Origin of the sequence: Nocardioides aquaticus (assembly GCF_018459925.1) — a bacterium.
GTDB lineage: Bacteria > Actinomycetota > Actinomycetes > Propionibacteriales > Nocardioidaceae > Nocardioides > Nocardioides aquaticus.
Genome location: NZ_CP075371.1, coordinates 3,174,739 through 3,197,263 on the forward strand (window position 1 = coordinate 3,174,739; position 22,525 = coordinate 3,197,263).

Below are 22,525 nucleotides of genomic sequence, written 5' to 3' on the forward strand. Positions count from 1 at the left end.
GCGGTCCTCTCGATCGTGGTCATCGGGTGCCGTCCCGGGACAGGGCGACACGACCGGCGACGATGTCGGCGGCCACGGACGGGAGGTCCCGGCCGGCCGCGAAGGCATGGGCGCGCATCCGGGCGAGAGCCTCGGCCATGGTCACGCCGAGCGCGGCCATCACCATCCCCTGGGCCTGGTAGACCTCGATGCGCAGGTCCAGCTCGTCGCCGAGGGCCGCCCCGCCGGCGCCGCCCTCGGTCTCCGCGGCGCGGTCGAGCAGCAGCTCGGTGGTCAGCGCGGCGAGCGCGACCCCCAGGGCGGCGACGGTCGGCACCAGCGCGAACGGCCGGCCGTGGAAGGCCGCCAGGGCCCCGAACCGCGCGGCGCCCAGCTGGAGCGGGAAGGCGTGCACCGCCCCGATGCCGAGGTCCCGGGCGCGGGAGTCCCACGCCGGCCAGCGCCACCCGCCGGAGGCGCCGACCTCGGGCACGAGGACGGGGTGGCCGTCGTGATGTGCCTGGGTGACTGGCCCCTCCCCCAGGTCCAGCTCGACCTCGGCGGCACGCCGGAAGAGGACGTCGGAGGACCCGGCCACCACCTGCGCCTGGGCGGCGTCGTGGTCCAGGCCCCGGGCCGGGACGAGGGTGATGGCGGCACCGTCGGAGGACAGCGCCTCCATCGCCGCGCAGCACACCCGGTCGAGCTGGGGCGGCAGGCCCGCCCCGACCGGTGGCGGCTGGGCGTCCAGGACGGCGCGCGCGCGGGTGCGGGCGTCGGGGGTGTGCGCGGGACGGTCGATGTGGTGCCTCCGGTCGGTGCTGCCCGGGTGTCACCGGACCAGCGCCGATCCTAGCGTCCCGGCGCCCCGGCCCGGTCGTGCGACGACGTACGACGACGTACGACGACGCCGTCCGGCGCCGCGGGTCGCTTCCTCCCTCAGTCGATCAGGACCGGGATCAGCATCTCGTCGGGCGTCAGCGACCCGTGCAGGCCGACCAGCCGGGACTCGTGGGACCAGCCGACGGTGGAGACGACCGACGCCCGGTCACGGCACGCCACCAGCACGTCTCCCAGCCGGGGCACCACCGTGGAGGAGACCGGCCCGAACCAGCCCCGGGCCACGGCCTCCTCCCGGGTCAGCACCTCGGCGGCGTCCCCCAGCGTCCCCCGCCAGGCGGCGACCACGTCGTCGACCGCGCCGCGCTGGCAGTAGAGCTGGCGGAAGCGGGCCTCGCCACCCAAGAGGCTGACCCCGGCGGACAGCTCCGGCAGCGCGTCGACGTCGAAGCGCTGCGCCGGGTCGGCGTCGACCATGCCGTGGTCGGCGACCACGAGCAGGCGTACGGAGGCCGGCAGCGACTCGCGCAGCTGCTCGGCCTCGCTGTCGATCATCGCCAGCTGCTGGAGCCAGGCCGTCGAGGCGACACCGTGGCGGTGCCCTGTCCAGTCGAGGTCGCCGTCGTAGAGGTAGGTCAGCGACGGGGTGCGCGCCGACACCCGCTGGGTGGCCGCGATCCGCTCCCCCACCTTGTCGGCGCCCACGAAGTCGGCGCCGCGGTGGGCGGCCTCGGTCAGCCCGCTGCCCTCGAACTCGCGCTTGTTGACCACGGTCGTGGTGACGCCGGCGGTCTGGAGCCGGGTGAAGGTGGTCGGGTGCGGCTGCCACTCGCGGGGGTCGACCGCGGCGTCCCAGCCGAGGGCGAACAGGAGCCGGTCGGTCCCGGGGATCCGGGAGCTGTAGCCGACGACCCCGTGCGTGCCCGGCGTCAGCCCGGTGCCCAGCGAGGTCAGGCTGGTGGCCGTCGTGGACGGCACCCCGGCGGTGGCGGCCGCGTCGACGACGCGCAGCGAGGACAGGTACGGCGCGGCGTGCTCGTAGCGGGCCAGCTGGCGGGCGCCGAGCCCGTCGACGAGGAACAGCACGTACGCCTCGGCGTCGGGGAGCACGAGCCCGGGCGCGCCCGCGACGCCCCGGTCGGGCGCGGTGCCGGGGTCGAGCGGTCGGCCCAGGGCGCGGGCGACGGCCGGGACGACGTCACCGAGGGAGCGGCGGCCGTACTCCGGCTCGAGCAGGGTCACCGCAGGTGGGTGCGCGCCGAGAGGGACTCGGCGAAGGAGAGCAGGCCCGCGACGGCGTCGGGGCCGTCGGCGGTGGCCGAGACGCGCAGGGTGAAGTCGTCGGCGGTCATCGAGCCGGTGTAGCCGTGGTCGGCCTCGCACTCGGGGTCGCTGCAGCCGGCCGGCTCGAGGTCGAGGCGGCCGACGCCGCCCCAGCCGATCGTCATCACGGCCTCGGCCGCCGGGGTGGGGCCCTGGGTCGGGTTCGCGACCATCCGGGTCACCACGACCGAGCGCACGGAGTCCAGCCGCACCGACTCCGTCGACGTGGAGGTGTAGGGCTCCGGGAGCAGGTCGTCGGGGGCGTGCTCGTCGGTGTGGGCCAGCACCAGCCGGCTCGGCGTCAGCACGACCACGCTCTGGTGGCGACGCACCTCGTCGTGCTCGAAGGTCGGCTCGTGGTGGACGTAGTAGGAGACCACCTGCTCGCCGGCCACCGCGGCGGCGACGCCGTCGGCGACCACCTCGGGGTAGTACCCGGTCTGCTCGATGGCCCCGAGCAGCTCGCGGGTACGGTCGCGGTCGTCGGTGCGGGTGCTGCGCATGCCACGAAGTCTCGCACGGGTCGCGGCAGGCACCAGGAGGGCGCCTAGAACTCGTAGCCGAACGCCTCGACGTCCCGGGCGAAGACCTCGGCGACCCGGTCGCGCATCGCCGGGGTGTAGGCGTCGCGGTAGTCCACCGGCTCGTCGTCGGCGTTCCACCGCCCGCCCGCGTGCGGCGGGAGGCCGCACCGCTCGGCCAGGACCCGCAGGTCCGTCTCCAGCGTCTCCTGGCGACCGACCAGGTCGGCCCGGCGACCGGGCGCCCGCAGGTACGCCACCTGTGGTCGTCGCAGCCGGGGAACCTCGCGGGTGCCCCGCAGCACGAAGTCCTCGAAGTCCGGCAGCTCGCGGGCCACCCGGCGGGCGAAGGCGTTGCCCCGGAAGTGGGACAGCGACGCCAGCGGCTCGCCGTCGGGCACCTGCGCCACCCAGCGCCGCACCATCCGGTGCCAGGAGTGCATCCGGGACCACGGGTTGCGCACGAAGCCCACCACGAGGTGGTCGCCCAGGCCCGGCTCGGCCTGCAGGATCGTGGTGAGCCCGGCGTGCCGGTGGCACCCGGGCACGGGCCGGGCGTCGGGGGTGACCTCCTCGAGCCAGCGCTGCACGGTGGTGCCACCGGTCTTCTGCACGTGGACGAAGAGCAGACCGGTGGTGTCGGAGACGATCACCGCACCCCGCTCAGGACTGGCCGGTGTCGCCGGGCAGGTCGGGCATCCGTCGGGCGTAGAGGTCCGAGCGGGGCGTGGCCACGCGCTGGACGCGCGCCGTGGCGGTCAGCACCGAGAGGTGGTCGGCACCGACGACCACCAGGCCGAGCTCGAGGGAGGCCACCTCGGGGAAGTCCAGTTGCAGCTGGGAGACCTGGCCGATCAGCTGCTCGATCAGCGCCACGTCGACGGCCTCCGCGCCGCGGTAGCCGAACAGCATCGGGGAGCTCTTCACCTCCCGCACCATCGCCCGCGCGTCCCGCTCGCCCAGCGGCGGGATCCGGTAGGACAGGTCGGACAGCAGCTCGATGACGGGCCCGGCGATCCCGAACGAGACCACCGGCCCGAAGAGCGGGTCCTCGATGCTGCGGATCGAGACCGGCACGCCGGGCTGGGCGGTGCGCTGGACCACGAAGTCCGGCTCGGCCACGGAGTTCACCGAGTGCGCCAGCGAGCCCCACGCGGTGGCCATCTCGTCGGCGTCGGCGATGTTGCGCCACACGTGGGCCAGGTCGGGCCGCTCGCGCAGCGGCTCCGCGGTCGCCTTCAGCACGACGTCGTGGCCGGCGGCCCAGCCGAGGTCCTGCGCGGCGTCGCGCGCCTCGTCGAGCGTGGCGACCCGGCGCACGGGCCACAGGTCGATGCCGTAGGCGGCGAGGAGCTCGCGCAGGGCGTCCTCGCCGAGGTTGACCCCGTCGGGGTCGGCCTGCAGCGCGCGCCGCACGACGGCCCGGGCGGCCGGCTCGTCGCTCTGCGCGGGGTCCGGCGGCGGCCCGTCGGGGGTGCGCAGCCAGACCGCGTAGTCCACCACCCGCGCCAGGGCGCGTACCGCCGACTCGACCGCCGGGTAGGACGGCACCGACCCGCGACCGGCGGTGGAGCCGGCCACGTCGGGCACGCGGAGCAGCTCGGGCACGCCCTCGGCGCCCAGGAAGGTGGAGACCAGGGGCTTGTCGGACTGCTCGCCCACGGCGGCCAGCACGTTGGCCACGTCCTCGCCGGAGACGTTCAGCGGCGGGATGTAGACCGCCATCACCGCGTCGACCTCGGGGTCGTCGATGGCGGCGTCGATGGCGTCCTCGAAGTCCTCGGCCCCGGCGTCGGCGCCCAGCGCGACGGCCCGGGTGACCTCGAGCCCGACCGGTGCGGCCGCGTCGGCCGCGAGGAGGCCCAGGGCGTCGGAGTTGCCGACGATCGCGACCCGGCGGCCCCGCGGGAGCGGCTGGTGGGCCAGCAGCTGGGCGACGTCGAACATCTCCTCCAGGGTGTCGACCTGGATCACCCCGGCCTGCCGGAACATCGCGTCCACGGCCTGCGGCGGGGCGCCGATCCGGCGCACCGTGTGGCCCATCGGGACGCCCTGGGTGCTCCGACCGGAGCGCACCGCCACGATCGGCTTGCGCAACGAGACCCGTCGCGCGATCCGGGAGAACTTGCGCGGGTTGCCGATGGACTCCAGGTAGAGCAGCACGACCTCGGTGGAGTCGTCCTCCTCCCAGTACTGCAGGAGGTCGTTGCCGGACACGTCGGCGCGGTTGCCGGCGCTGACGAAGGTCGACAGGCCGAGCCCGCGGTTCTGCACCTTCTCCAGGATCGCCGAGCCGAGCGCGCCGGACTGGCAGAAGAACCCGGCCCGCCCGCGCGGGGGCATCACCGAGGACAGCGAGGCGTTGACCGAGACGGCCGGGTCGGTGTTGATGATGCCCAGGCAGTTCGGGCCGATCAGCCGCAGGCCGTAGGACCGCGACAGCCCGACCAGGTGCCGCTGGCGCTGCCGGCCCTCCTCGCCGGTCTCGGCGAACCCCGAGGAGATCACCACCAGCCCGTGCACGCCCTTGGCCGCGCAGTCGAGGACCACGTCGGTCACGGCCTCGGCCGGGACCGCGACGATGGCCACGTCGACCTCGTCGGGGATGTCGCCGACGCTCTGGTAGGCCGGCAGCCCCGAGACGGCACCGGCGCTGGGGTTGACCACGTAGACCCGGCCGGTGAAGTCGCCGGTGACCAGGTTGCGCACCAGCTGCTGGCCGATGGTGTCCTGGCGGCGCGAGGCCCCGATCACCGCGACCGAGCGCGGGTTGAAGAACCGCTCGATCGAGGCGGCCTCCGCGCGCTGCTCGCGCCCGCGCATCACCCCGATCGCGGTGTCGGTGGCGTCGATCGGGAACTCCAGGGTCAGCACGCCGTCCTCGTAGCCGCTGGCCACCCGGTAGCCCGCGTCGCGGATGGTCTGGATCATCCGGTGGTTGTCGGGGAGCACCTCGGCGGTGAACCGCTCCAGCCCGCGCTCGCGGCCGGCGGCGGCGAGGTGCTCCAGCAGCAGCTGGGCGATGCCGCGGCCCTGGTGGCGGTCCTCGACCAGGAAGGCCACCTCGGCCTCGCCGTCGCCGAGGCCCTCGAAGCGTCCGACGGCGATCATCTGGCCCTGCAGCAGCATCACCAGCGCCACCCGGCTGACGTGGTCGACCTCGGTGAAGCGCCGCACGTCGCGCGCGCTCAGCGTCGGCATCGGGCTGAAGAAGCGGTAGTACTTCGACCGGTCGGAGACGCGGGCGTAGAAGGAGACCAGGAGCTCGGCGTCCTCGGGCACGATCGGGCGCACGTGGGCGGTCCGGCCGTCGCGCAGCAGCACGTCGGCCTCCCAGTGCAGGGGGGCGGGGGTGGGGGCGGGGGCGGTCGTGTCGGTCGGGGCAGCGGTGGAGGGGGTCCGGTCCGACGCGGACTGCTCGGAACCGGGAGCGGTCGTCACACGGGCAACCTACCGGGCGGGCGGGACGGCGTGCCCCCTCCTCGGCGCACGGGGCGGAAAGGGGATGATGCGCCCCATGGCCCGGCGCACCCCCACCCCTCCCCCGCCCGACGAGGTCGAGGAGCACGTCCTCGACATCGACGTCGGTGAGGAGATGCGCACCTCGTTCCTGGAGTACGCCTACTCCGTCATCTACTCCCGGGCGCTGCCCGACGCCCGGGACGGCCTGAAGCCGGTGCAGCGCCGGATCCTCTACACGATGCAGCAGATGAACCTGACCCCCGAGCGGGGCCACGTGAAGTGCGCCCGCGTGGTCGGCGAGGTGATGGGCCGGCTGCACCCGCACGGCGACACCGCGATCTACGACGCCCTCGTGCGCACCGCCCAGCCGTGGTCGATGCGGCTGCCGATGGTCGACGGGCACGGCAACTTCGGCTCGCCGGACGACTCGCCGGCCGCCATGCGCTACACCGAGTGCCGGATGGATGCGCCCGCGGTGGCGATGACGGCCTCAATCGACGAGGACACCGTCGACTTCCGGCCCAACTACGACAGCCGCGAGCTCGAGCCGTCGGTGCTGCCGGCCGCCATCCCGAACCTCGTCGTCAACGGCACCACCGGCATCGCGGTCGGGATGGCCACCAACATGGCCCCCCACAACCTGGTCGAGGTCGTCCAGGCGCTGCGCCACCTGATCACCCACCCAGCGGCCGGCACCGAGGACCTGATGCGGTTCGTGCCCGGGCCCGACCTGCCCACCGGCGGCAAGATCGTCGGCCTGGCCGGGATCCGCGACGCCTACGAGACCGGGCGCGGGTCGTTCAAGATGCGCGCGACCGCCCGCGTGGAGCCGGTCGGGCGGCGCAAGGGCATCGTGGTGACCGAGCTGCCGTACGGCGTGGGCACCGAGAAGGTCGTCGAGCGGATCAAGACCCTGGTGCAGGGCAAGAAGCTGCAGGGCATCGCCGACATCAAGGACCTCACCGACCGCGAGCACGGCCTGCGGCTGGTGATCGAGGTCAAGAACGGCTTCGTGCCCGAGGCCGTGCTCGAGCAGCTCTACAAGTCGACGCCGCTGGAGGACTCCTTCGGCATCAACGCCGTGGCGCTGGTCGACGGCCAGCCGCGCACGCTGGGCCTCAAGCAGATGCTCGAGGTGTTCCTGGCCCACCGGTTCGAGGTCGTCCGCCGTCGCTCGCAGTTCCGCCGCGACCGCAAGGCCGACCGGCTGCACCTCGTCGACGGCCTCCTCGTGGCGCTGCTGGACATCGACGAGGTGATCGCGGTGATCCGCTCCAGCGACGACGCCGGCGCGGCCCGCGAGCGGCTGAGCACGGTCTTCGACCTGTCGCGGGCCCAGGCCGACTACATCCTGGAGATGCAGCTGCGCCGGCTGACCCGCTTCAGCCGGATCGAGCTGGAGAAGGAGCAGGAGCAGCTGCGCCGCGAGATCGAGGAGCTCGACGCGATCCTGGCCGACGACGCCCTGCTGCGCGGGGTGGTGTCGGCCGAGCTCGCCGACGTGGCGGCCACCTACGGCACCCCGCGTCGTACCGTGCTGCTCGAGTCGGCCGGGGCGCCGGCCGCCGCGGCCGCCGCCGGCGCGCTCGAGGTCGCCGACGAGCCGTGCCTGGCCCTGCTGTCCTCGGCCGGCCTGCTGGCCCGCACGGCCCCGCTGGACCCGGACGCCGCGGGCGGCGGGGTCTCCGGGGCCGCCGACGGCAGCGACGCCCGCCGGGCCCACGACGTCGTGGTCTCCTCGGTCCGCGCCACCACGCGCGGCGAGGTCGGGGTGCTCACCTCCGCCGGCCGCCTCCACCGGCTCGGGGTGCTGGACCTCCCGGCACTGCCCCCGTCGAACTCCCACCCCGACCTCCAGGGCGGGGTGCCGCTGACCGAGCTGCTCGTCCTCGAGCCCGGCGAGCGGGCCCTGGCCCTGTGCTCCCTGGCCGAGGACGGCCCCGGCCTGGCTCTCGGCACCCGCACCGGCACCGTCAAGCGGGTCAACCCCGAGGTGCTGAACCGCGACGCCTGGGAGGTGGTCCGCCTCGCCGACGGCGACGAGGTCGTCGGCGCGGTCGAGCTGACCACGGGCGCCGAGCAGCTGTGCTTCGTCTCCAGCGGCGCCCAGCTGCTGCACTTCGGCGCCGACGCGGTGCGCCCCCAGGGCCGTACGGGCGGCGGCGTCGCCGGGATCAAGCTCGGCGCCGGGGAGCGGGTGCTGTTCTTCGGTGTCACCGACCCCGCCGCACCGCACGGCCACGAGGTGCTGACCGTCTCGGGCGCCTCCACGGCGCTGCCGGGCACGGAGGTCGGGGCAGCCAAGCTGACCCCGTTCAGCGAGTACCCCGCCAAGGGCCGCGCCACCGGCGGGGTGCGCTGCCACCGCTTCCTGCGCGGCGAGGACACCCTGCTGCTGGCCTGGGTCGGCCCGGCCCCGGCGCGCGCCGCGGCCGCGAGCGGCGCACCCATCGAGCTGCCCGCCCCGACCGGTCGTCGCGACGGGTCCGGGGTGCCGCTGGCCCAGCCCGTGGCGGCCTGCGCCGGGGCCCTGGGCGCCTCCCCCGCGGCCCTCGGGGCCGGGACGGGCCCGCTGCCCGACGCGGGCTCCGAGGACGGTCCGGCGACCGACGGTGTGGGAGGCTGAGCGCATGCTCCGCCGCGCCCTCCGACCGCGTCCGCGCGCGTCCTCCCTGCCCTCGGCCGCCCTCGCCGCCGCCCTGCTCGTCCCGGTCGGCCTGCTCGCCGGATGCTCCGGCGACCAGGGCGCCGGCTCGAACTCCGAGGCCGACGCCGACGACGACGGGGAGGCGACGCCCGAGGAGGTCCTGGCCCTGGCCAAGACCACGCTCGACGACACGTCGGGCGTCCAGCTGTCGCTGACCACCGACAACCTGCCCGACGGCACCACCGGGATCACCAGCGCCACCGGCGTCGCCACCGCGGCGCCCGCCTTCGAGGGCGAGATCGCGGTCAGCCTGGCCGGCAACTCCGTCGAGGTCCCCGTCGTCGCCGTCGGCGGCGAGGTCTTCGCCGAGCTGCCGCTCGTGCCCGGCTTCCAGACCATCGACCCCGGCGAGTACGGCGCCCCCGACCCGGCGGAGCTGATCGACCCCGAGCTGGGCGTCTCGACCCTGCTGACCGCGACCGAGGAGCCCACCGAGGGCGAGACCGTCCGGGGCGGGGCCGACAACAGCGAGGTGCTGACCGAGTACTCCGGCACGGTCACCGACGACGTGATGACCAACGTCATCCCCTCGGCCGAGGGCGACTTCGACGTGGTCTACACGATCACCGAGGACGGCGAGCTGCGCTCAGCGGAGCTGACCGGGGTCTTCTACCCCTCGAGCGCCGAGATGACCTACACCGTCGACCTGACCGACTACGGCACCGAGCAGGACATCACCGCACCGTGAGCGGTCCGGAGCGGGTCGCGACCCGCTCGCGGGTGCTGCTGGCCCTGGCCGCCGTCGCGGTGGCGTTCGCTGCCGCCGACACCTACGTCGTCGTGCTGGCCCTGCCCGACATGGTCGCCTCGGTCGGCATCTCGGCCGAGGAGCTCCAGCGGGCCGCCCCGATCATCTCCGGCTTCCTGCTCGGCTACGTCGCGATCCTGCCCCTGATCGGCCGGATCGCCGACCTGCGCGGACGCACCCCCGTGCTGGTGGGCTCGCTGGTGGTCTTCGCCCTCGGCTCGCTGGTCACCGCGCTGGCCTACGACATGCCCAGCATGGTGGTCGGCCGGTTCCTGCAGGGCCTCGGCGGCGGCGGCCTGGTCCCGGCCACCCTGGCGCTGGTCGCCGACCTCTACCCCGCCCACCGGCGCGGGGTGCCGCTCGGGATCGTCTCGGCGGTCCAGGAGGCCGGGTCCGTGCTCGGTCCCCTGCTCGGCGCGGTGGTGCTGGCCGTCGCCGACTGGCGCGCGATCTTCGTCCTCAACCTCGTGGTCGGCGTCGTCCTGGCGCTGGCCGTGCGTGCCCTGGCCCGGCGCGACCCGGCGGTCCGGGCCGGGCCGCCCGGACGACGGCGGCCCGACCTCGTCGGGCTGCTCCTGCTGCTCCTCGCCAGCGCGCTGGCGCTGCTGGTCGTGCTCCGGCCCTCGGCCCTGCTGCGCGACCTCACCTGGGGCCAGGTCTTCGTCGGGCTGGTGCCGGGCGGTCGCTGGCTGACGCCGGTGGGCCTGGCCGCGATGGTGGTCCTCGCACTGCTGGTGGCGTGGTGCCTGGTGGCGCGCCAGCCGCTGCTGGACCTGCGCGGGTGGTGGCGCACGGCCCGGGCCGCCGACCTGGTCGGCGCGACGTACCTCGCGGTCGCCCTCGGCGGGGTGATCCTCGCCTTCGCGACCGCGGACCCCGCGATCGAGCTCTTCGCCGAGCAGGGCTGGTGGTACCTCCTCGGCTCCGCCCTGGCCACCGTGGCGCTGGTGGTGCACCTGCGGCGGGCCAGCGACCCGCTGGTACCCCGGGGGGCGCTGCGGGCCCGCGCGGCCTGGGGCGCGGCGGTGGTCAGCCTCTTCGTCGGAGCAGCCCTGATCGCGGCGGTCGTGGACATCCCGCTGTTCGCGCGCACCACGACCTACCAGGACTCCCAGCTGATGGCCGCGCTGGTGCTGGTGCGGTTCTTGGTCGCGCTGCCCGTCGGCGCCGTCGTCGGGGGCTACCTCGTGCGCCGCCTGCCGGCCGGCGTGATCACCGCCGCCGGGATGCTGCTCGCGGCAGCCGCCTTCGCGGTGATGAGCACCTGGGGCGTGGACAGCCTCGAGAGCCTCTCCTCCGACGTGGTCCTGGTGGCCTGCGGGTTCGGGTTCGGGCTGGCCCTGGCCCCGGTCAACGCCGCCGTCCTGGCCAGCACCGACGCCGCGGTGCACGGCCTGGCCAGCGCCGTGGTCGTCGTCGCGCGGATGGTCGGCATGCTGGTCGGCATCTCGGCGCTGACGGCGATCGGGCTGCGTCGCTACTACGCCGCGCTGGAGGACGACCCCATGCCCGCCGCGGTCGACGTCTGCGACGGGCGCACCCGCTGCCAGGCCTACACCGACCTGCTGGCCGCGGCCAGCATCCCGCAGGAGCAGGCCGTCTTCGCCGGGGCCGCGGTCTGCGCCGTCGTCGCGGCGGTGCTGGCCCTGTGGCTCTTCCACGGTGCGCGCACCCGCGAGGTCGACCCCCGCGATGTGGTCCTCACCTCAGGCTGACGACGCCACCCGCCCATCGGGGATAGGTTGCGGCCCGTGGACTCCTTCGACGACCTGATCGCCGCCAACGAGGCGTACGCCGCCGCCCACGACGTCTCCGGGTTCGACGGTGTCGCCCGCGCCGGCGTGGCCATCGTGACCTGCATGGACTCCCGCATCCAGCCGCTGGAGATGGTCGGTCTCGGCCTCGGCGACGCCAAGATCTTCCGCAACCCGGGCGGCCGGGTCACCCCGCAGGCGCTCGAGGCGCTGGTGCTGGGCGTGCACCTGCTGAACGTCTCGCGCGTCCTCGTGGTCCCGCACACCCGCTGCGCGGTGGCCAGCAACACCGAGGCCGAGCTGCGCCGCCGCGTGGCCGAGTCGGCCGGGGGCGACGCCTCCTGGCAGCCGATCCACGTCGTGGCCGACCAGGACGAGGCGCTGGCCGAGGACGTCCGCAAGGTCCGCACCCACCCGCTGATCCCCGACACCGTCCAGGTCGGCGGGTTCGTCTACGACGTCGACACCGGCCTCCTGGACCAGCGCCTCTGAGCCGAGATGACGCTTCCGGACAGCCGAGATGACGCTCGCGGCGCCTCGAGGTGACGGTTCCGGACAGGGTCCGGGCTAGCAGCCGCGGCGTGCGACGCCGTCGACGGCGACCGGGAGCCGGCCGGGCGCCCGCGCCTCACCGGTGAGCACCCGCAGCAGCGCGGTCATCGCGCCCGGCGTGGTGCCGTAGGTCGCGACCTCGACCGGCGCGTCGGCGTACCCGAGCAGGTAGGGCGAGTCGGTCGCGACCAGCACCCCGGGCGCGCCCGGCCCGGCGGTCGTGCCGAGGCGTACGGGCGTCCCGTCGACGACCGTGCTCGGCGGCGCCGCGCGCCACGCGTCGAGCGCGCGGGCGTCGGCGCGGCCGCGGCCGGTCGGGGTCGGGCGGGGCGGGCGCGTCTGGGACACGGAGCCGAGCGGGACGCCGGCGGCCACGGCGGCCGTACGGAAGGCGCCCACCGCGGCGGCGTCCCCCATCGGCACCAGGGGCCCGCGGACCAGCGGACCCCGGCAGGCGCCGGTGGCGACGGTGACGGCCGCCGCCGACAGGGCGCGGGCCGGTCCCGCTGCGCTCGTCGGGCCACCACGGCGGGGCGCCGCGGCCTGCTGGTGGAGCAGCATCGCGCCGACCCTGGCGGCGGCCTGCTCGAGGCGGCGTCGGTCCAGGTCCCCGCTGCGCACGGCGGCCAGGATCGAGGCGCGCGTCGCCGCCGGGTCCGGGGGCAGCAGCACCAGGTCGCCGCCGGCGCGCAGGAAACCGACCGCGGGCCGGTCCACGCCGTCCAGCGCGGCCATCTCCAGCGCGTCGCTGACCACGACGCCGTCGAAGCCGAGTCCGTCGCGCAGCAGACCGGTCACGACGGGTCGCGAGACGGTCGCCGGCACGCCCGGGTCGACCGCGGTGACGGCCAGGTGCCCGATCATCACCGCTGGCAGGCCCGCGTCCACCGCGGACCGGAACGGCACCAGGTCGGTGTCACGGAGCTCGGCGCGGCTGCGCCCCTGCACCGGCAGCGCGAGGTGGCTGTCGGTCGTGACCGAGCCGTGGCCCGGGAAGTGCTTGACGACGGGCAGCACGCCGCCCGCGAGGTAGCCGCGCGCCGCCGCCACCGTCTGCTCGGCGACCAGCGCGGGGTCGGAGCCCGCCGAGCGGGAGCCGATCACCGGGTCGGAGGGACCGACGGTGACGTCGGCGTCGGGCGCGAAGTCGGTGGTGAACCCGAGCCGGCGCAGCTCCGCGCCGGCGGCGGCGTACGCCTGCAGCGTCAACCGCGGCCGGTCGGCCGCCCCCGCGGTCATGAACGCCGGGAACCGGGTGACGCCGGTGGTGAGCCGCTCGACCAGCCCGCCCTCCTGGTCGACGCCCACGAGCAGCGGCCAGGGGCGGCGTACGCCCCGCTGCAGCTGCGTGGTGGTCCGGCGGACCTGCTCGGCCGAGACCACGTTGTCCTCGAACATGATGACGCCGCCGAGGTCGAGGTCCTCGACCATGGCGGTCGGGGTGGTGGTGCCCGACCAGCGGGCCACGATCACCTGCCCGGCGAGCTCGGGCAGCGTCATCCGACCCACGGCCCGCGCGGCGCGGTCCAGCTCGGCGCGGGTCGGGCCCCACCCGGGCTCGAGGCCGAGCCGCTCGGAGGCGGTGGGGCGTACGTCCTGTGATGCCTGCGCGGCCTTCCCCGCCGGGTCGTCGCCCCCGGGCTCGGTCGGGCCGCTGCAGCCGGCGGCGAGGGTCGCGGCGGCCGCCAGCGAGGCGACCAGGGCGGTCAGCCGGACGGGGGTGCGCATCGGGGCCATGCTGCCACCCGTCGGGGCACGCGCCGACCAGGCTGCCGGCCCGGGAGGCCCCGTCACGTGGGGAGCGAGCGCCCCAGCACCACGGTCCCCTCGCCCACACCGGGGTCGAGGACGCCCCACCCGAGCGACCCGTAGAGCCGTCGTGCCGGGTCGGTCGGGTCCGCCGTGGTCATCAGCAGCCACCGCCGGTGCGGCAGGTCGTGCGTGAGCTCGGTCATCAGCCGCCGTCCGAGCCCCCTCCCCCGCTGCCCCGCGCCGACGGCCAGGCTCACGAGCTCGAAGTGCCCGCCCACCCAGTCCGCGACCACCGCCGGGTCCAGGACCCGCGAGACCTCGTCGTTCCACCACTGACCCGGGGCGCCGGTGTAGCCGTAGGCGAACCCCACGACGACGCCGTGGTCGACGGCTCGGACCGACCGGAACCCGCCCCGGGCGGCGTGGCGGTCCCAGACCTCCCCGCGCCAGGCAGCCTCGTCGTCCGCTCCGCCCAGGGTGTCCCGGGCCACCGCCCACACGCCGGCGACCTCCGCCTCGGTCGGTGGTCCGCTCACGAGGTCCATCGCCCCATCCTGGCGTGGGACGTCAGACGGAGCGAGCACCCGTCTGCACTGATCGCATGACGTCCCGCGGTCGGGAACCGGCCCGCGCCGGCTCGCGGTCGTCGAGGGCGGCCGAGCGCCTACGGTCGTCGCATGGACTGCAACGAGTACCAGCGCGCCGCCCTGCGCACCGCCCGCGACGTCGACGCCCCCGACGAGTTCATGCACCTCGTCCTGGGCCTGGTCGGTGAGGCCGGCGAGGTCGCCGAGAAGGTCAAGAAGCTGGTCCGTGACCACGACAGCGACCTGGACCGGCTCGACCGCGACGACATGGCCGCCGAGCTCGGCGACGTCCTCTGGTACACCGCCGTCCTGGCCAGCTTCCTGGGGCTCTCCCTCGACGACGTCGCGGAGCGCAACGTCGCGAAGCTGGCGGACCGTCAGCGCCGGGCCGCCCTGGGCGGCTCCGGCGACCACCGCTGACCAGGGCCTGACCGGCCCGGGAGGTCATGCGGAGCGAGCACCCGTCTGCACGGGACGTATGACGTCCCGCGGACCGCGCCCGAGACCCGCCCCGACCGGCTCCGACCCGTACGGGCCGCCCCGTCAGGCGTCGAGCATCTCCACGTCGACCTCGTAGGCCCCCTGGACGATGAACTCCTTGCGCGGCGCGACCTCCGAGCCCATCAGCAGCTCGAACACCGTGGCCGCCGCGTCGGCGTCGTCGACCGTCAGCTTGCGCAGGGTGCGGTGGCGCGGGTCCATCGTGGTCTCGGCCAGCTGGTCGGCGTCCATCTCGCCGAGCCCCTTGTAGCGCTGCACCGGGTCCTTCCAGCGCACGTTCTTCTTCTTCAGCTCCGCCAGCTTCCGCTGCAGCTCGTCGTCGGAGTAGGTGTAGACGTACTTCTCCATGCCCTTGCGAGGGTTGGTCAGCTCGATGCGGTGCAGCGGCGGGACGGCGGTGTAGACGCGGCCGCTGGTGACCAGCTCGGGCATGTACTTGAAGAACAGCGTGGCCAGCAGGCAGCGGATGTGGGCGCCGTCGGAGTCGGCGTCGGCCATGAAGATGATCCGGCCGTAGCGGCACGCCTCAAGGTCGAAGGTGCGCCCCGATCCCGCCCCGACGACCTGGATGATCGAGGAGCACTCGGTGTTCTTCAGCATGTCGCCGACCGAGGCCTTCTGGACGTTGAGGATCTTGCCGCGGATCGGCAGCAGGGCCTGGAAGGAGGAGTCGCGCGCGGACTTGGCGGTGCCGAGCGCGGAGTCGCCCTCGACGATGAAGAGCTCGGTGCGCTCGTTGTCGGAGTCGCGGCAGTCGGAGAGCTTCGCGGGCAGTGCCGAGGACTCCAGGGCGTTCTTCCGGCGCTGGGTCTCCTTGTGCTGACGGGCCGCGATCCGGGTGCGCTGGGCGCCCACGACCTTCTCCATGACCAGCTTGGCCTGGGCCTTCTCGACCCGCTTGGTCGAGGTGAGGAAGTCCTTGAGCTCGGCGGCGACCACCTTGCGTACGACGTTGCGCGCCGCGGGCGTGCCGAGGATCTCCTTGGTCTGCCCCTCGAACTGCGGCTCGGCCAGGCGCACCGTCACCACGGCGGTCATCCCCTCGAGCACGTCGTCCTTGACCACGTCCTGGTCGTTGACCTTGAGCGCCTTGGTGGCGCGCATCACCTCGTTGAAGGTCTTGGTCACCGCCTGCTCGAAGCCGCCGACGTGCGTGCCGCCCTTGGGGGTGGCGATCACGTTGACGAAAGAGCGGACCTCGGTCTCGTACCCGGTGCCCCACCGCACCGCCACGTCGACGCCGAGCTCGCGCTCGACCTCCTGCGGCGTCATGTGGCCCTGCTCGTCGAGCATCGGCACGGTCTCGGTGAACGTGTCGGTGCCCTGCAGGCGCACGATGTCGGTCACGGCCTCGTCGTGGGCCAGGAACTCCGCGAACTCCGCGATCCCGCCGTCGTGGCGGAAGCTCTCCTCCACCGGTACGTCGCCGCGCTCGTCGCGGATGACCAGCTCGAGCCCCGGGACGATGAAGGACGTCTGCCGGGCCCGGCCGAGGAGCCCCTCCAGCTCGAAGGCGGCGTCGGCGGTGAAGATCTGGCGGTCGGGCCAGAACCGGATCCGGGTGCCGCTGCGTCCCTTGGGCACGCGACCGGCCTTGCGGCTCAGCCCGGACCCGGCCTCGAAGCCCGCGGCCGCGCCGTCGCCGTCGAAGACGCCCGGCACCCCGCGGCGGAAGCTGAGCCCCTGCCGGCTGGGGGCGCGCTCGACGTCGATGTCCATGCGTGAGGACAGGGCGTTGACCACGGACAGCCCCACACCGTGCAGGCCGCCGGTGGCGGCGTACGACCCGCCACCGAACTTGCCGCCGGCGTGCAGCTTGGTGGCCACCACCTCGACGCCGGGCAGCCCGGTCTTGGGCTCCTTGTCGGTCGGGATGCCGCGACCGTCGTCGTGGACCTCGACGGAGTCGTCGGGGTGCAGCGTCACCTCGACGCGGTGCGCCTCGCCGGCCAGCGCCTCGTCCACGCCGTTGTCGATGATCTCCCACAGGCAGTGCATCAGCCCCCGGGTGTCGGTGGAGCCGATGTACATGCCGGGCCGCTTGCGGACGGCCTCGAGACCCTCGAGGACCAGCAGGTGCGCGGCGTTGTACGTCTTGTCGATCGGAGGCTCCCGGGTCGCGGCTGGTCTGGACGACCCGAACCTACCGACGACACGCCCACGGCCGGTGCGCGGCACGCCTGCCCGCGCGTACCGCCTGCCCAGTAAGGTCGAGATCAGCAGTCCAGCCCCACCGCAGCACCGACCGACCGGACGACGTGGCCCGGCCAGTCACCCTTCAGGATCACCACCCGCGTGGTTCGATCACAGTGTGGTTCGCCACGAACGGCTGAGGAACAACAGGTTCTCTCGCTACGTTGTGAACAGCACCGACCGACCAAGAGATGAGGCCGTTGTGACTACTGCAGTTGCTACCAGTGCTCCCCTGACTGCCGAGGACCGTTGCGACCGCTGCGGTGCGCAGGCCTACCTTCGTGTGGCCCTGCAGGCCGGGGGCGAGCTCATGTTCTGCGCGCACCACGCCCGCGAGCACGAGGACAAGCTCAAGGAGGTGGCCGTGACCGTCGTGGACGAGACCCACAAGCTGCACGGCACCCCCGCTCCCGACACGGAGCGCTGAGCACCACCCACCACAGACTCCCTCGACGGCCCCGGACCTCTGGTCCGGGGCCGTCGTCGTCCTCCGGGCAGCGGGCCCCGGGGTGTCCTGCGTACGCTCGGCGGCCGTGACCGCCCTCGGCCTGGCCCTCGTGGCCGCCCTCACCTACGGCCTGTCCGACTTCGTCGGCGGCGTCGCCTCGCACCGCGCGTCGGCCTGGGCGGTGGCCCTGCTGTCCCAGCTCGGCGGGGCCGGCACGGTCCTGGTCGTGGCCCTCGTCGTCGGCGGCACCCCGGAGCCCTCCGACTGGGCGTGGGCCGCCCTGGGCGGGGTCGGCAACGGCGTCGGGACCGCCTTCCTCTACCGCGGCCTGTCCTCGGGGCGGATGGGGGTGGTCGCACCGCTCTCCGGCGTCGGAGCGGCGGTGGTGCCGGTGGCTGCCGGGCTGGGGCTCGGCGAACGCCCCGGGCTGCTGGTCGCGGTGGGGCTGGTCCTGGCGGCGCCGGGCATCTGGCTGGTCTCGCGCGAGCCCGCCGACGACCCGGCCCCGGCAGCACGGGGCGGGAGCGGTACGCCGGCCCGCGCCGCCGTCGTCGACGGCCTGCTCGCGGGCGCCGGGTTCGGCACGCTGTTCGCGGCCCTGGCGCAGGTCGGTGAGGACGCCGGGCTGATGCCGGTGCTGCTGAACCAGCTGGTCGCGGCCGTCGTGGTGGTGGTCGTGGCGGCTGGGGTGCGCGCGCCCTGGCTGCCGCGGCGGCCCGCGGCGTACCTCGGCCTGGTCTGCGGCGTCCTCGGTGTGACGGGCACGCTGCTGTTCCTGCTGTCGGCCCGCGCCGGCTACCTCGCCGTCGCGGGCGTGCTGACCTCGCTCTACCCCGCGGTCACGGTCCTGCTGGCCGCGCTGCTGCTCCGTGAACGGGTGCACCGGGGCCAGGGAGTGGGGCTGCTGCTGTGCGCCGCGGCCGTGACCTTCGTCGCGTGGGGGTGATCCTGCGGGCGTGGGGGGCGCCACGCCCACCCGTGGGTGCACCGAGGGGTGGAGGCGGGTGCGGTAAACCTGGACCATGAGCAACCCCACGCCCACCCCGCCGGGTTCGACCCCCGGACCCGACCGCGGCGCGCAGCCCGGCGGTGCCCCCGCCGCCGACCAGCCCGGCACGTCGGGCAAGGCCGCGAAGCCCGGCAAGGGCGGCGCGCCCGCCACGAAGGGCTCGGACAAGCAGTCCGACCCGCTGCGCCGCTCCCGTGCCGGCGGCCTGTACGTCGGCGTGATCGCGCTCGGCATCGTGCTGATCCTGCTGATCATCTTCGTGGCCCAGAACACCGACCCGACCACGGTGCGCTTCCTGGGCTGGCAGGCCGAGATCCCGGTCGCGGTGGCCCTGCTGATCGCCGCGGTCGCCGGGCTCTTCCTGGCCGGCATCGCCGCCAGCCTGCGGATCTTCCAGCTGCGCCGTCGGGTGAAGCACGACCGCAAGGCCTGAGCGCTCCTGCTCGACGGGCCCGTCACCGCTGCCGCGGTGGCGGGCCCGTCGTGGGTCGTACCGGTCCTCAGTCCCGGCGCTCGGCGAGCACCGGCGTCCGCGCCCCGGCCGTCGGCGCCGCCGGCTCCTCGTCCTCGGGCGGGGACACCCGCCGCGACGGGCCCGTACGGGCGTGGGTGGTGTACAGGGTGAGGCCCACGAAGGTCAGTCCGCCGACCAGGTTGCCGACGACGGTCGGGATCTCGTTCCAGAGCAGGTAGTCGCCGACCGAGAAGTCGCCGCCGAGCAGCAGGCCCGAGGGGAACAGGAACATGTTCACGATGGAGTGCTCGAAGCCCATGTAGAAGAACAGCATGATCGGCATCCACATGGCGATGACCTTGCCGGGGACGCTGGTCGACATCATCGCGGCCACGACACCGGTCGAGACCATCCAGTTGCACAGCACCCCGCGCACGAAGAGCGTGAGCATGCCCGCGGCGCCGGCGTCGGCGTACCCGACGGTCCGGGCCTCGCCGATGGTGCCGATCTGCTGGCCGACGGCGTCCGGGGAGGTGCTGAAGCCGGTGGTGAAGATGATCGCCATCAGCACCGCCACGGTCATCGCACCGGCGAAGTTGCCGACGAAGACCCAGCCCCAGTTGCGCAGCATCAGCCGCACCGTGACGCCGCGACGCTTGTCGAGCACCGCCAGCGGGACCAGCGTGAAGACGCCGGTGAGCAGGTCGAAGCCCATCAGGTAGAGCAGGCAGAACCCGACCGGGAACAGCACCGCACCGAGCAGGGGCTCCCCCGTCTGCACGGTGACGGTGACGGCGAAGGCGGCGGCCAGGGCCAGGACCGCCCCGGCCATGAAGGACCGGATCAGCGTGTCCCGGGTGGACATGAACGCCTTGGTCTCCCCCGCGTCGACCATCGCGGTCACGAAGTCGGGCGGCTTCACATAGGACATGGCGGCTCCTTGGAACGGGGGCGGGCTGGACCTCCACCCTCCCCGCCGCGGGTTTCCCCCGGGTGACACCGGCCGCAGACCGGTGTCACCACCACCTCACGGACTCACGTCCCGGGGCGTTCCGGGCACGCTCGTGCATCGGTCGGGTCACGGACCGGCCCCACCCTGGCCCACAGCCCGGTGGATGGGCATCCTGGGCCGCGACGGCGCCGGCTCCCGGCGGCGCCCCGAGACGAGGAGCACCCGTGACCCCGATCATGACCAAGCAGGACGCCGCCCGGCACGTCGACGCGGCCCGCGTGCGCAACGGCCTGACCTGGGCCACCGTGGCCGACCACCTCGGTACCCCGCTGGTGTGGACGACGGCCGCGCTGCTCGGGCAGCACCCCGTGCCCGCCGAGACCGCGCGGGCCGCCTGCGCGCTGCTCGACCTGGGCGACGACGTGGCCGAGGCGCTGCGCCAGCAGCCCACCCGTGTCGCCGACCCGGCGGTGGCCACCGACCCGACCGTGTACCGCTTCCACGAGGCGCTCGCGGTCTACGGCCCGGCGCTGAAGGCGCTGATCCACGAGGAGTTCGGCGACGGGATCATGAGCGCGATCAACTTCCAGGTCGACATCGCGCGGCGCCCCGACCCGGACGGCGACCGGGTGGTCGTCACCTTCGACGGGAAGTTCCTCGACTACCGCTGGTGAGCCGACCACCTGGTGCCCCGCTCAGCGCAGGGTGCCGCCCACCGTCCGCACCCGCACGTCGTCGGCGCGCACATAGGCCATCCGGTGCCCGAACCACACCATCAGGTAGTCGTCCGCGCCCTCGACCTCGGTGCAGTCGTCGACGGTCGTCGCGCACTGGAAGCTCTTGGCGTAGTAGTAGTCGGTCTCCGGGTCCGCGTCGGCCACGACGTAGCCCTGCCCGCGGTCCATCGTGTACTGCAGCGGGACGACCTCCTGGACCGGGATCGAGGCGGGGTAGGCCGACTCCTCCGGGTACGCGCGGCCGTACACCGGCACGTCGTCGCGGCGGGGCACCACGACCCGGGCCCGGTCGGGCACGACCACGGGGTCCTTGCGCGGGCTGTGCATCCACGCCAGGTCACCGAGGTACCAGACACCGAGCCAGGCGCCGCGGCGCTCGGCGACCCGGAAGCGGTGCCCGGCCGTCGCACGGGCGCCGATGTCGGAGACCTGGGTGGTCGACGGCGAGCCGTCGGGTCGGAGGCCGGCGTCGGCCACCAGCGGCGAGCCCCAGCGGGGCCGCTGCTGGAGCGGCACGAAGTTGGTGGCCTGCGGGCGGCAGGCGCCGCTCTCGGTGCAGCCGGACAGCGGCTGGCGGTTGCCGCGGAAGCCCGGGGCCACGGTGACCACCCTCGCGTCGCGGGCCCCGCGCCCGCGGGCCGCGGCACCGGTCTGGTCGATCGGGGCGCGGAGCAGGTCGAAGTAGTGCTCCCAGTCCCAGTACGGCCCCGGGTCCCAGTGCATGCCGCGCACGGTGGCCGGCGTCGTCCCGGGCACCTGGTCGTGGCCGATGACGTGGCCGCGGTCGAGGGGGATGTCGTAGCGCTCGCCGAGGTGGCGCACGAGCCGGGCCGAGGTCCGGTACAGGTTCTCGGTGTACCAGCTGGCCCCCTCGGCGGCGAAGCCCTCGTGCTCGAGCCCGATCGAGTGCATGTTCACGTACCAGTTGCCCGCGTGCCAGGCGGGGTCGTCGACGGGCACGTGCTGGGCGATGTGGCCGTCGGCGGAGCGCAGGGAGTAGTGCCAGGAGACGTACGTCGGGTCGGTGACCAGGTCGAGGGTGGTGTCCCAGGTGGCCTCGGTGTCGTGGATGACGAGGTAGTCGAGGTCGAGGTCCTCGGGCCGGTCGGCGAGGTCGTGGTTGCCGTACTCGCCCGGCGTCTCCCCGTACTGCTCGTACGGCGCCGGGACCGAGGCGCAGGCCAGCCGGGCGTTGCAGTCGGCCGTCGCCGGGCCGGCCTGGGCCAGGTCGAGCGCCGCGACCGCGGCCGGGTCGACGCGGGCGGCGGTGGCCGGCAGCCGCACGCGCTCGCCGTCGTTGGTGCGCCGCGCCTCGCCCGAGCGGATGACGGCGAAGACGTCGCGGGCGAACCGCAGCGCGGTGGCCTCGTCGGCCGCCCTGCTGTACGCCGCCACGGCCGCCGACCAGTCGCCGAGGTCGCGCGCCTCGACGCCCGAGGCGCGCTGGTCGGCGGCCAGGAGGGCCGCGCCGCCGCAGATGTTCGCGACGTCGTCGGCCTCGAGCCGGTCGGCGGGCAGTCCGGTCAGGTCCGCGGCCCGGTCGAGGGTGCGCAGCTGGGTGTCGTCCATCCGCGAGGTGGTCATCTCGCGCGACCCGGGCTCGGGGCCGCCCTCACCCTTGCCCAGCGGGTCGGGGTCGGTCAGCGCGGCCGGAGTCGACTCGACCGCGGTGAGGTGCAGCGGGCCGTACCCGCCCGAGGTGCTGGGCGACGTGCCGTGGTCGTCCCACCGCGACTGCAGGTAGGAGACACCGAGCAGGACCTCCTCAGGCACGCCGCTGACCTCGGCGGCCCGGGCGAACGCGGCCTGGCGGGACGGCGCGGGCGCGGCGCAGGCCGCCCAGTCGGCCGTCGACGGGCCGGCCGCGGCCGAGGGGCCCGGCGCCGAGGCCAGGGTGACCGCGCCGAGGGTGGAGGCGACGAGGCCGGTCAGGCCGAGGCCCACCGCCGTACGCCGTCGTGCCGAGTGCAGACCTTGCGAGCGCGGCGAGCCGAGCATCGGACCTC

19 protein-coding genes are annotated in these 22,525 nt (G+C 74.6%); 9 read left to right on the forward strand and 10 right to left on the reverse strand.

The window, feature by feature from the left end; all coding sequences use genetic code 11:
• Positions 1-19 precede the first annotated feature (19 nt).
• The 5 genes from ENKNEFLB_RS15395 to ENKNEFLB_RS15415 all read right to left on the reverse strand — a co-directional run bounded on the left by ENKNEFLB_RS15395 (position 20) and on the right by ENKNEFLB_RS15415 (position 6,104).
• Complete coding sequence (locus tag ENKNEFLB_RS15395) at positions 20-661, reverse strand: ANTAR domain-containing protein (RefSeq protein ID WP_214056204.1); 642 nt, start codon at positions 659-661, stop codon at positions 20-22.
• Positions 662-918: 257 nt separating this feature from the next.
• Positions 919-2,061, reverse strand: a complete 1,143-nt coding sequence (locus ENKNEFLB_RS15400) for an alkaline phosphatase family protein (protein ID WP_214056205.1) — start codon at positions 2,059-2,061, stop codon at positions 919-921.
• Positions 2,058-2,645, reverse strand: coding sequence for a DUF5998 family protein (locus ENKNEFLB_RS15405; RefSeq protein WP_214056206.1), 588 nt, complete (start codon positions 2,643-2,645; stop codon positions 2,058-2,060). Before ENKNEFLB_RS15405 ends, ENKNEFLB_RS15400 begins: the two co-directional genes overlap by 4 nt.
• A 44-nt stretch (positions 2,646-2,689) precedes the next feature.
• Positions 2,690-3,316 carry a sulfotransferase family protein gene (locus ENKNEFLB_RS15410; RefSeq protein WP_214056207.1) on the reverse strand — a complete coding sequence of 209 codons (627 nt, stop codon included), beginning with the start codon at positions 3,314-3,316 and terminating at the stop codon, positions 2,690-2,692.
• Between the two features lie 10 nt (positions 3,317-3,326).
• Complete coding sequence (locus ENKNEFLB_RS15415; protein WP_214056208.1) at positions 3,327-6,104, reverse strand: bifunctional acetate--CoA ligase family protein/GNAT family N-acetyltransferase; 2,778 nt, start codon at positions 6,102-6,104, stop codon at positions 3,327-3,329.
• A gap of 76 nt (positions 6,105-6,180) precedes the next feature.
• Here ENKNEFLB_RS15415 and ENKNEFLB_RS15420 point away from each other — a divergent pair, with 76 nt between their 5' ends.
• The 4 genes from ENKNEFLB_RS15420 to ENKNEFLB_RS15435 are packed head-to-tail and all read left to right on the forward strand — an operon-like array spanning position 6,181 to position 11,826.
• Positions 6,181-8,751: a DNA gyrase/topoisomerase IV subunit A gene (locus ENKNEFLB_RS15420; RefSeq protein WP_214056209.1), complete on the forward strand. Its 2,571-nt coding sequence runs from the start codon at positions 6,181-6,183 to the stop codon at positions 8,749-8,751.
• Between the two features lie 4 nt (positions 8,752-8,755).
• Positions 8,756-9,520, forward strand: coding sequence for an LppX_LprAFG lipoprotein (locus ENKNEFLB_RS15425; RefSeq protein WP_214056210.1), 765 nt, complete (start codon positions 8,756-8,758; stop codon positions 9,518-9,520).
• Positions 9,517-11,295: an MFS transporter gene (locus tag ENKNEFLB_RS15430; protein ID WP_214056211.1), complete on the forward strand. Its 1,779-nt coding sequence runs from the start codon at positions 9,517-9,519 to the stop codon at positions 11,293-11,295. Before ENKNEFLB_RS15425 ends, ENKNEFLB_RS15430 begins: the two co-directional genes overlap by 4 nt.
• A gap of 36 nt (positions 11,296-11,331) precedes the next feature.
• Positions 11,332-11,826, forward strand: coding sequence for a beta-class carbonic anhydrase (locus ENKNEFLB_RS15435; RefSeq protein WP_214056212.1), 495 nt, complete (start codon positions 11,332-11,334; stop codon positions 11,824-11,826).
• 75 nt (positions 11,827-11,901) lie between these two features.
• Here the strand turns inward: ENKNEFLB_RS15435 and ENKNEFLB_RS15440 are convergent, their stop codons facing one another.
• Both ENKNEFLB_RS15440 and ENKNEFLB_RS15445 read right to left on the reverse strand, forming a co-directional pair.
• Entirely contained in the window at positions 11,902-13,614 is a 1,713-nt protein-coding gene (locus tag ENKNEFLB_RS15440) for a glycoside hydrolase family 3 protein (RefSeq protein ID WP_214056213.1), read from the reverse strand.
• A gap of 62 nt (positions 13,615-13,676) precedes the next feature.
• The gene (locus ENKNEFLB_RS15445) at positions 13,677-14,183 is read right to left on the reverse strand and encodes a GNAT family N-acetyltransferase (RefSeq protein ID WP_214056214.1); all 507 of its coding nucleotides are present in this window, start codon (positions 14,181-14,183) and stop codon (positions 13,677-13,679) included.
• Between the two features lie 132 nt (positions 14,184-14,315).
• Here ENKNEFLB_RS15445 and ENKNEFLB_RS15450 point away from each other — a divergent pair, with 132 nt between their 5' ends.
• Complete coding sequence (locus tag ENKNEFLB_RS15450; protein WP_214056215.1) at positions 14,316-14,645, forward strand: nucleoside triphosphate pyrophosphohydrolase family protein; 330 nt, start codon at positions 14,316-14,318, stop codon at positions 14,643-14,645.
• A gap of 123 nt (positions 14,646-14,768) precedes the next feature.
• Here the strand turns inward: ENKNEFLB_RS15450 and ENKNEFLB_RS15455 are convergent, their stop codons facing one another.
• On the reverse strand, positions 14,769-16,802 hold the full coding sequence (locus ENKNEFLB_RS15455; RefSeq protein WP_246536029.1) for a DNA gyrase/topoisomerase IV subunit B: 2,034 nt from the start codon (positions 16,800-16,802) through the stop codon (positions 14,769-14,771).
• 319 nt (positions 16,803-17,121) lie between these two features.
• On the opposite strand from ENKNEFLB_RS15455, the gene ENKNEFLB_RS15460 reads away from it, so the two are divergent.
• The 3 genes from ENKNEFLB_RS15460 to ENKNEFLB_RS15470 all read left to right on the forward strand — a co-directional run bounded on the left by ENKNEFLB_RS15460 (position 17,122) and on the right by ENKNEFLB_RS15470 (position 18,809).
• Complete coding sequence (locus ENKNEFLB_RS15460) at positions 17,122-17,346, forward strand: DUF7455 domain-containing protein (protein WP_214056217.1); 225 nt, start codon at positions 17,122-17,124, stop codon at positions 17,344-17,346.
• A 106-nt stretch (positions 17,347-17,452) separates the two neighbouring features.
• On the forward strand, positions 17,453-18,313 hold the full coding sequence (locus ENKNEFLB_RS15465) for an EamA family transporter (protein WP_214056218.1): 861 nt from the start codon (positions 17,453-17,455) through the stop codon (positions 18,311-18,313).
• Positions 18,314-18,389: 76 nt separating this feature from the next.
• Positions 18,390-18,809 (forward strand): LapA family protein, encoded by a 420-nt coding sequence (locus ENKNEFLB_RS15470; protein WP_214056219.1) that lies wholly within the window; start codon positions 18,390-18,392, stop codon positions 18,807-18,809.
• Positions 18,810-18,876: 67 nt separating this feature from the next.
• On the opposite strand, the gene ENKNEFLB_RS15475 is transcribed toward ENKNEFLB_RS15470, so the two are convergent.
• Positions 18,877-19,761, reverse strand: a complete 885-nt coding sequence (locus ENKNEFLB_RS15475) for a formate/nitrite transporter family protein (RefSeq protein WP_214056220.1) — start codon at positions 19,759-19,761, stop codon at positions 18,877-18,879.
• Positions 19,762-20,006: 245 nt separating this feature from the next.
• Here ENKNEFLB_RS15475 and cynS point away from each other — a divergent pair, with 245 nt between their 5' ends.
• Positions 20,007-20,456, forward strand: a complete 450-nt coding sequence (cynS, locus tag ENKNEFLB_RS15480; protein WP_246535581.1) for a cyanase — start codon at positions 20,007-20,009, stop codon at positions 20,454-20,456.
• A 21-nt stretch (positions 20,457-20,477) separates the two neighbouring features.
• Here cynS and ENKNEFLB_RS15485 read toward each other — a convergent pair whose 3' ends face one another.
• Complete coding sequence (locus ENKNEFLB_RS15485) at positions 20,478-22,517, reverse strand: N-acetylmuramoyl-L-alanine amidase (protein ID WP_214056221.1); 2,040 nt, start codon at positions 22,515-22,517, stop codon at positions 20,478-20,480.
• Between the last annotated feature and the right edge of the window lie 8 nt (positions 22,518-22,525).

Coding starts and splice junctions, on each gene's coding strand:
- ENKNEFLB_RS15395 (WP_214056204.1), bottom strand. CDS start 661: ATGGAGGCGCTGTCCTCCGACGGTGCCGCCATCACCCTCGTCCCGGCC.
- ENKNEFLB_RS15405 (WP_214056206.1), bottom strand. CDS start 2,645: ATGCGCAGCACCCGCACCGACGACCGCGACCGTACCCGCGAGCTGCTC.
- ENKNEFLB_RS15420 (WP_214056209.1), top strand. CDS start 6,181: ATGGCCCGGCGCACCCCCACCCCTCCCCCGCCCGACGAGGTCGAGGAG.
- ENKNEFLB_RS15425 (WP_214056210.1), top strand. CDS start 8,756: ATGCTCCGCCGCGCCCTCCGACCGCGTCCGCGCGCGTCCTCCCTGCCC.
- ENKNEFLB_RS15440 (WP_214056213.1), bottom strand. CDS start 13,614: ATGCGCACCCCCGTCCGGCTGACCGCCCTGGTCGCCTCGCTGGCGGCC.
- ENKNEFLB_RS15445 (WP_214056214.1), bottom strand. CDS start 14,183: ATGGACCTCGTGAGCGGACCACCGACCGAGGCGGAGGTCGCCGGCGTG.
- ENKNEFLB_RS15450 (WP_214056215.1), top strand. CDS start 14,316: ATGGACTGCAACGAGTACCAGCGCGCCGCCCTGCGCACCGCCCGCGAC.
- ENKNEFLB_RS15470 (WP_214056219.1), top strand. CDS start 18,390: ATGAGCAACCCCACGCCCACCCCGCCGGGTTCGACCCCCGGACCCGAC.
- ENKNEFLB_RS15475 (WP_214056220.1), bottom strand. CDS start 19,761: ATGTCCTATGTGAAGCCGCCCGACTTCGTGACCGCGATGGTCGACGCG.
- ENKNEFLB_RS15485 (WP_214056221.1), bottom strand. CDS start 22,517: ATGCTCGGCTCGCCGCGCTCGCAAGGTCTGCACTCGGCACGACGGCGT.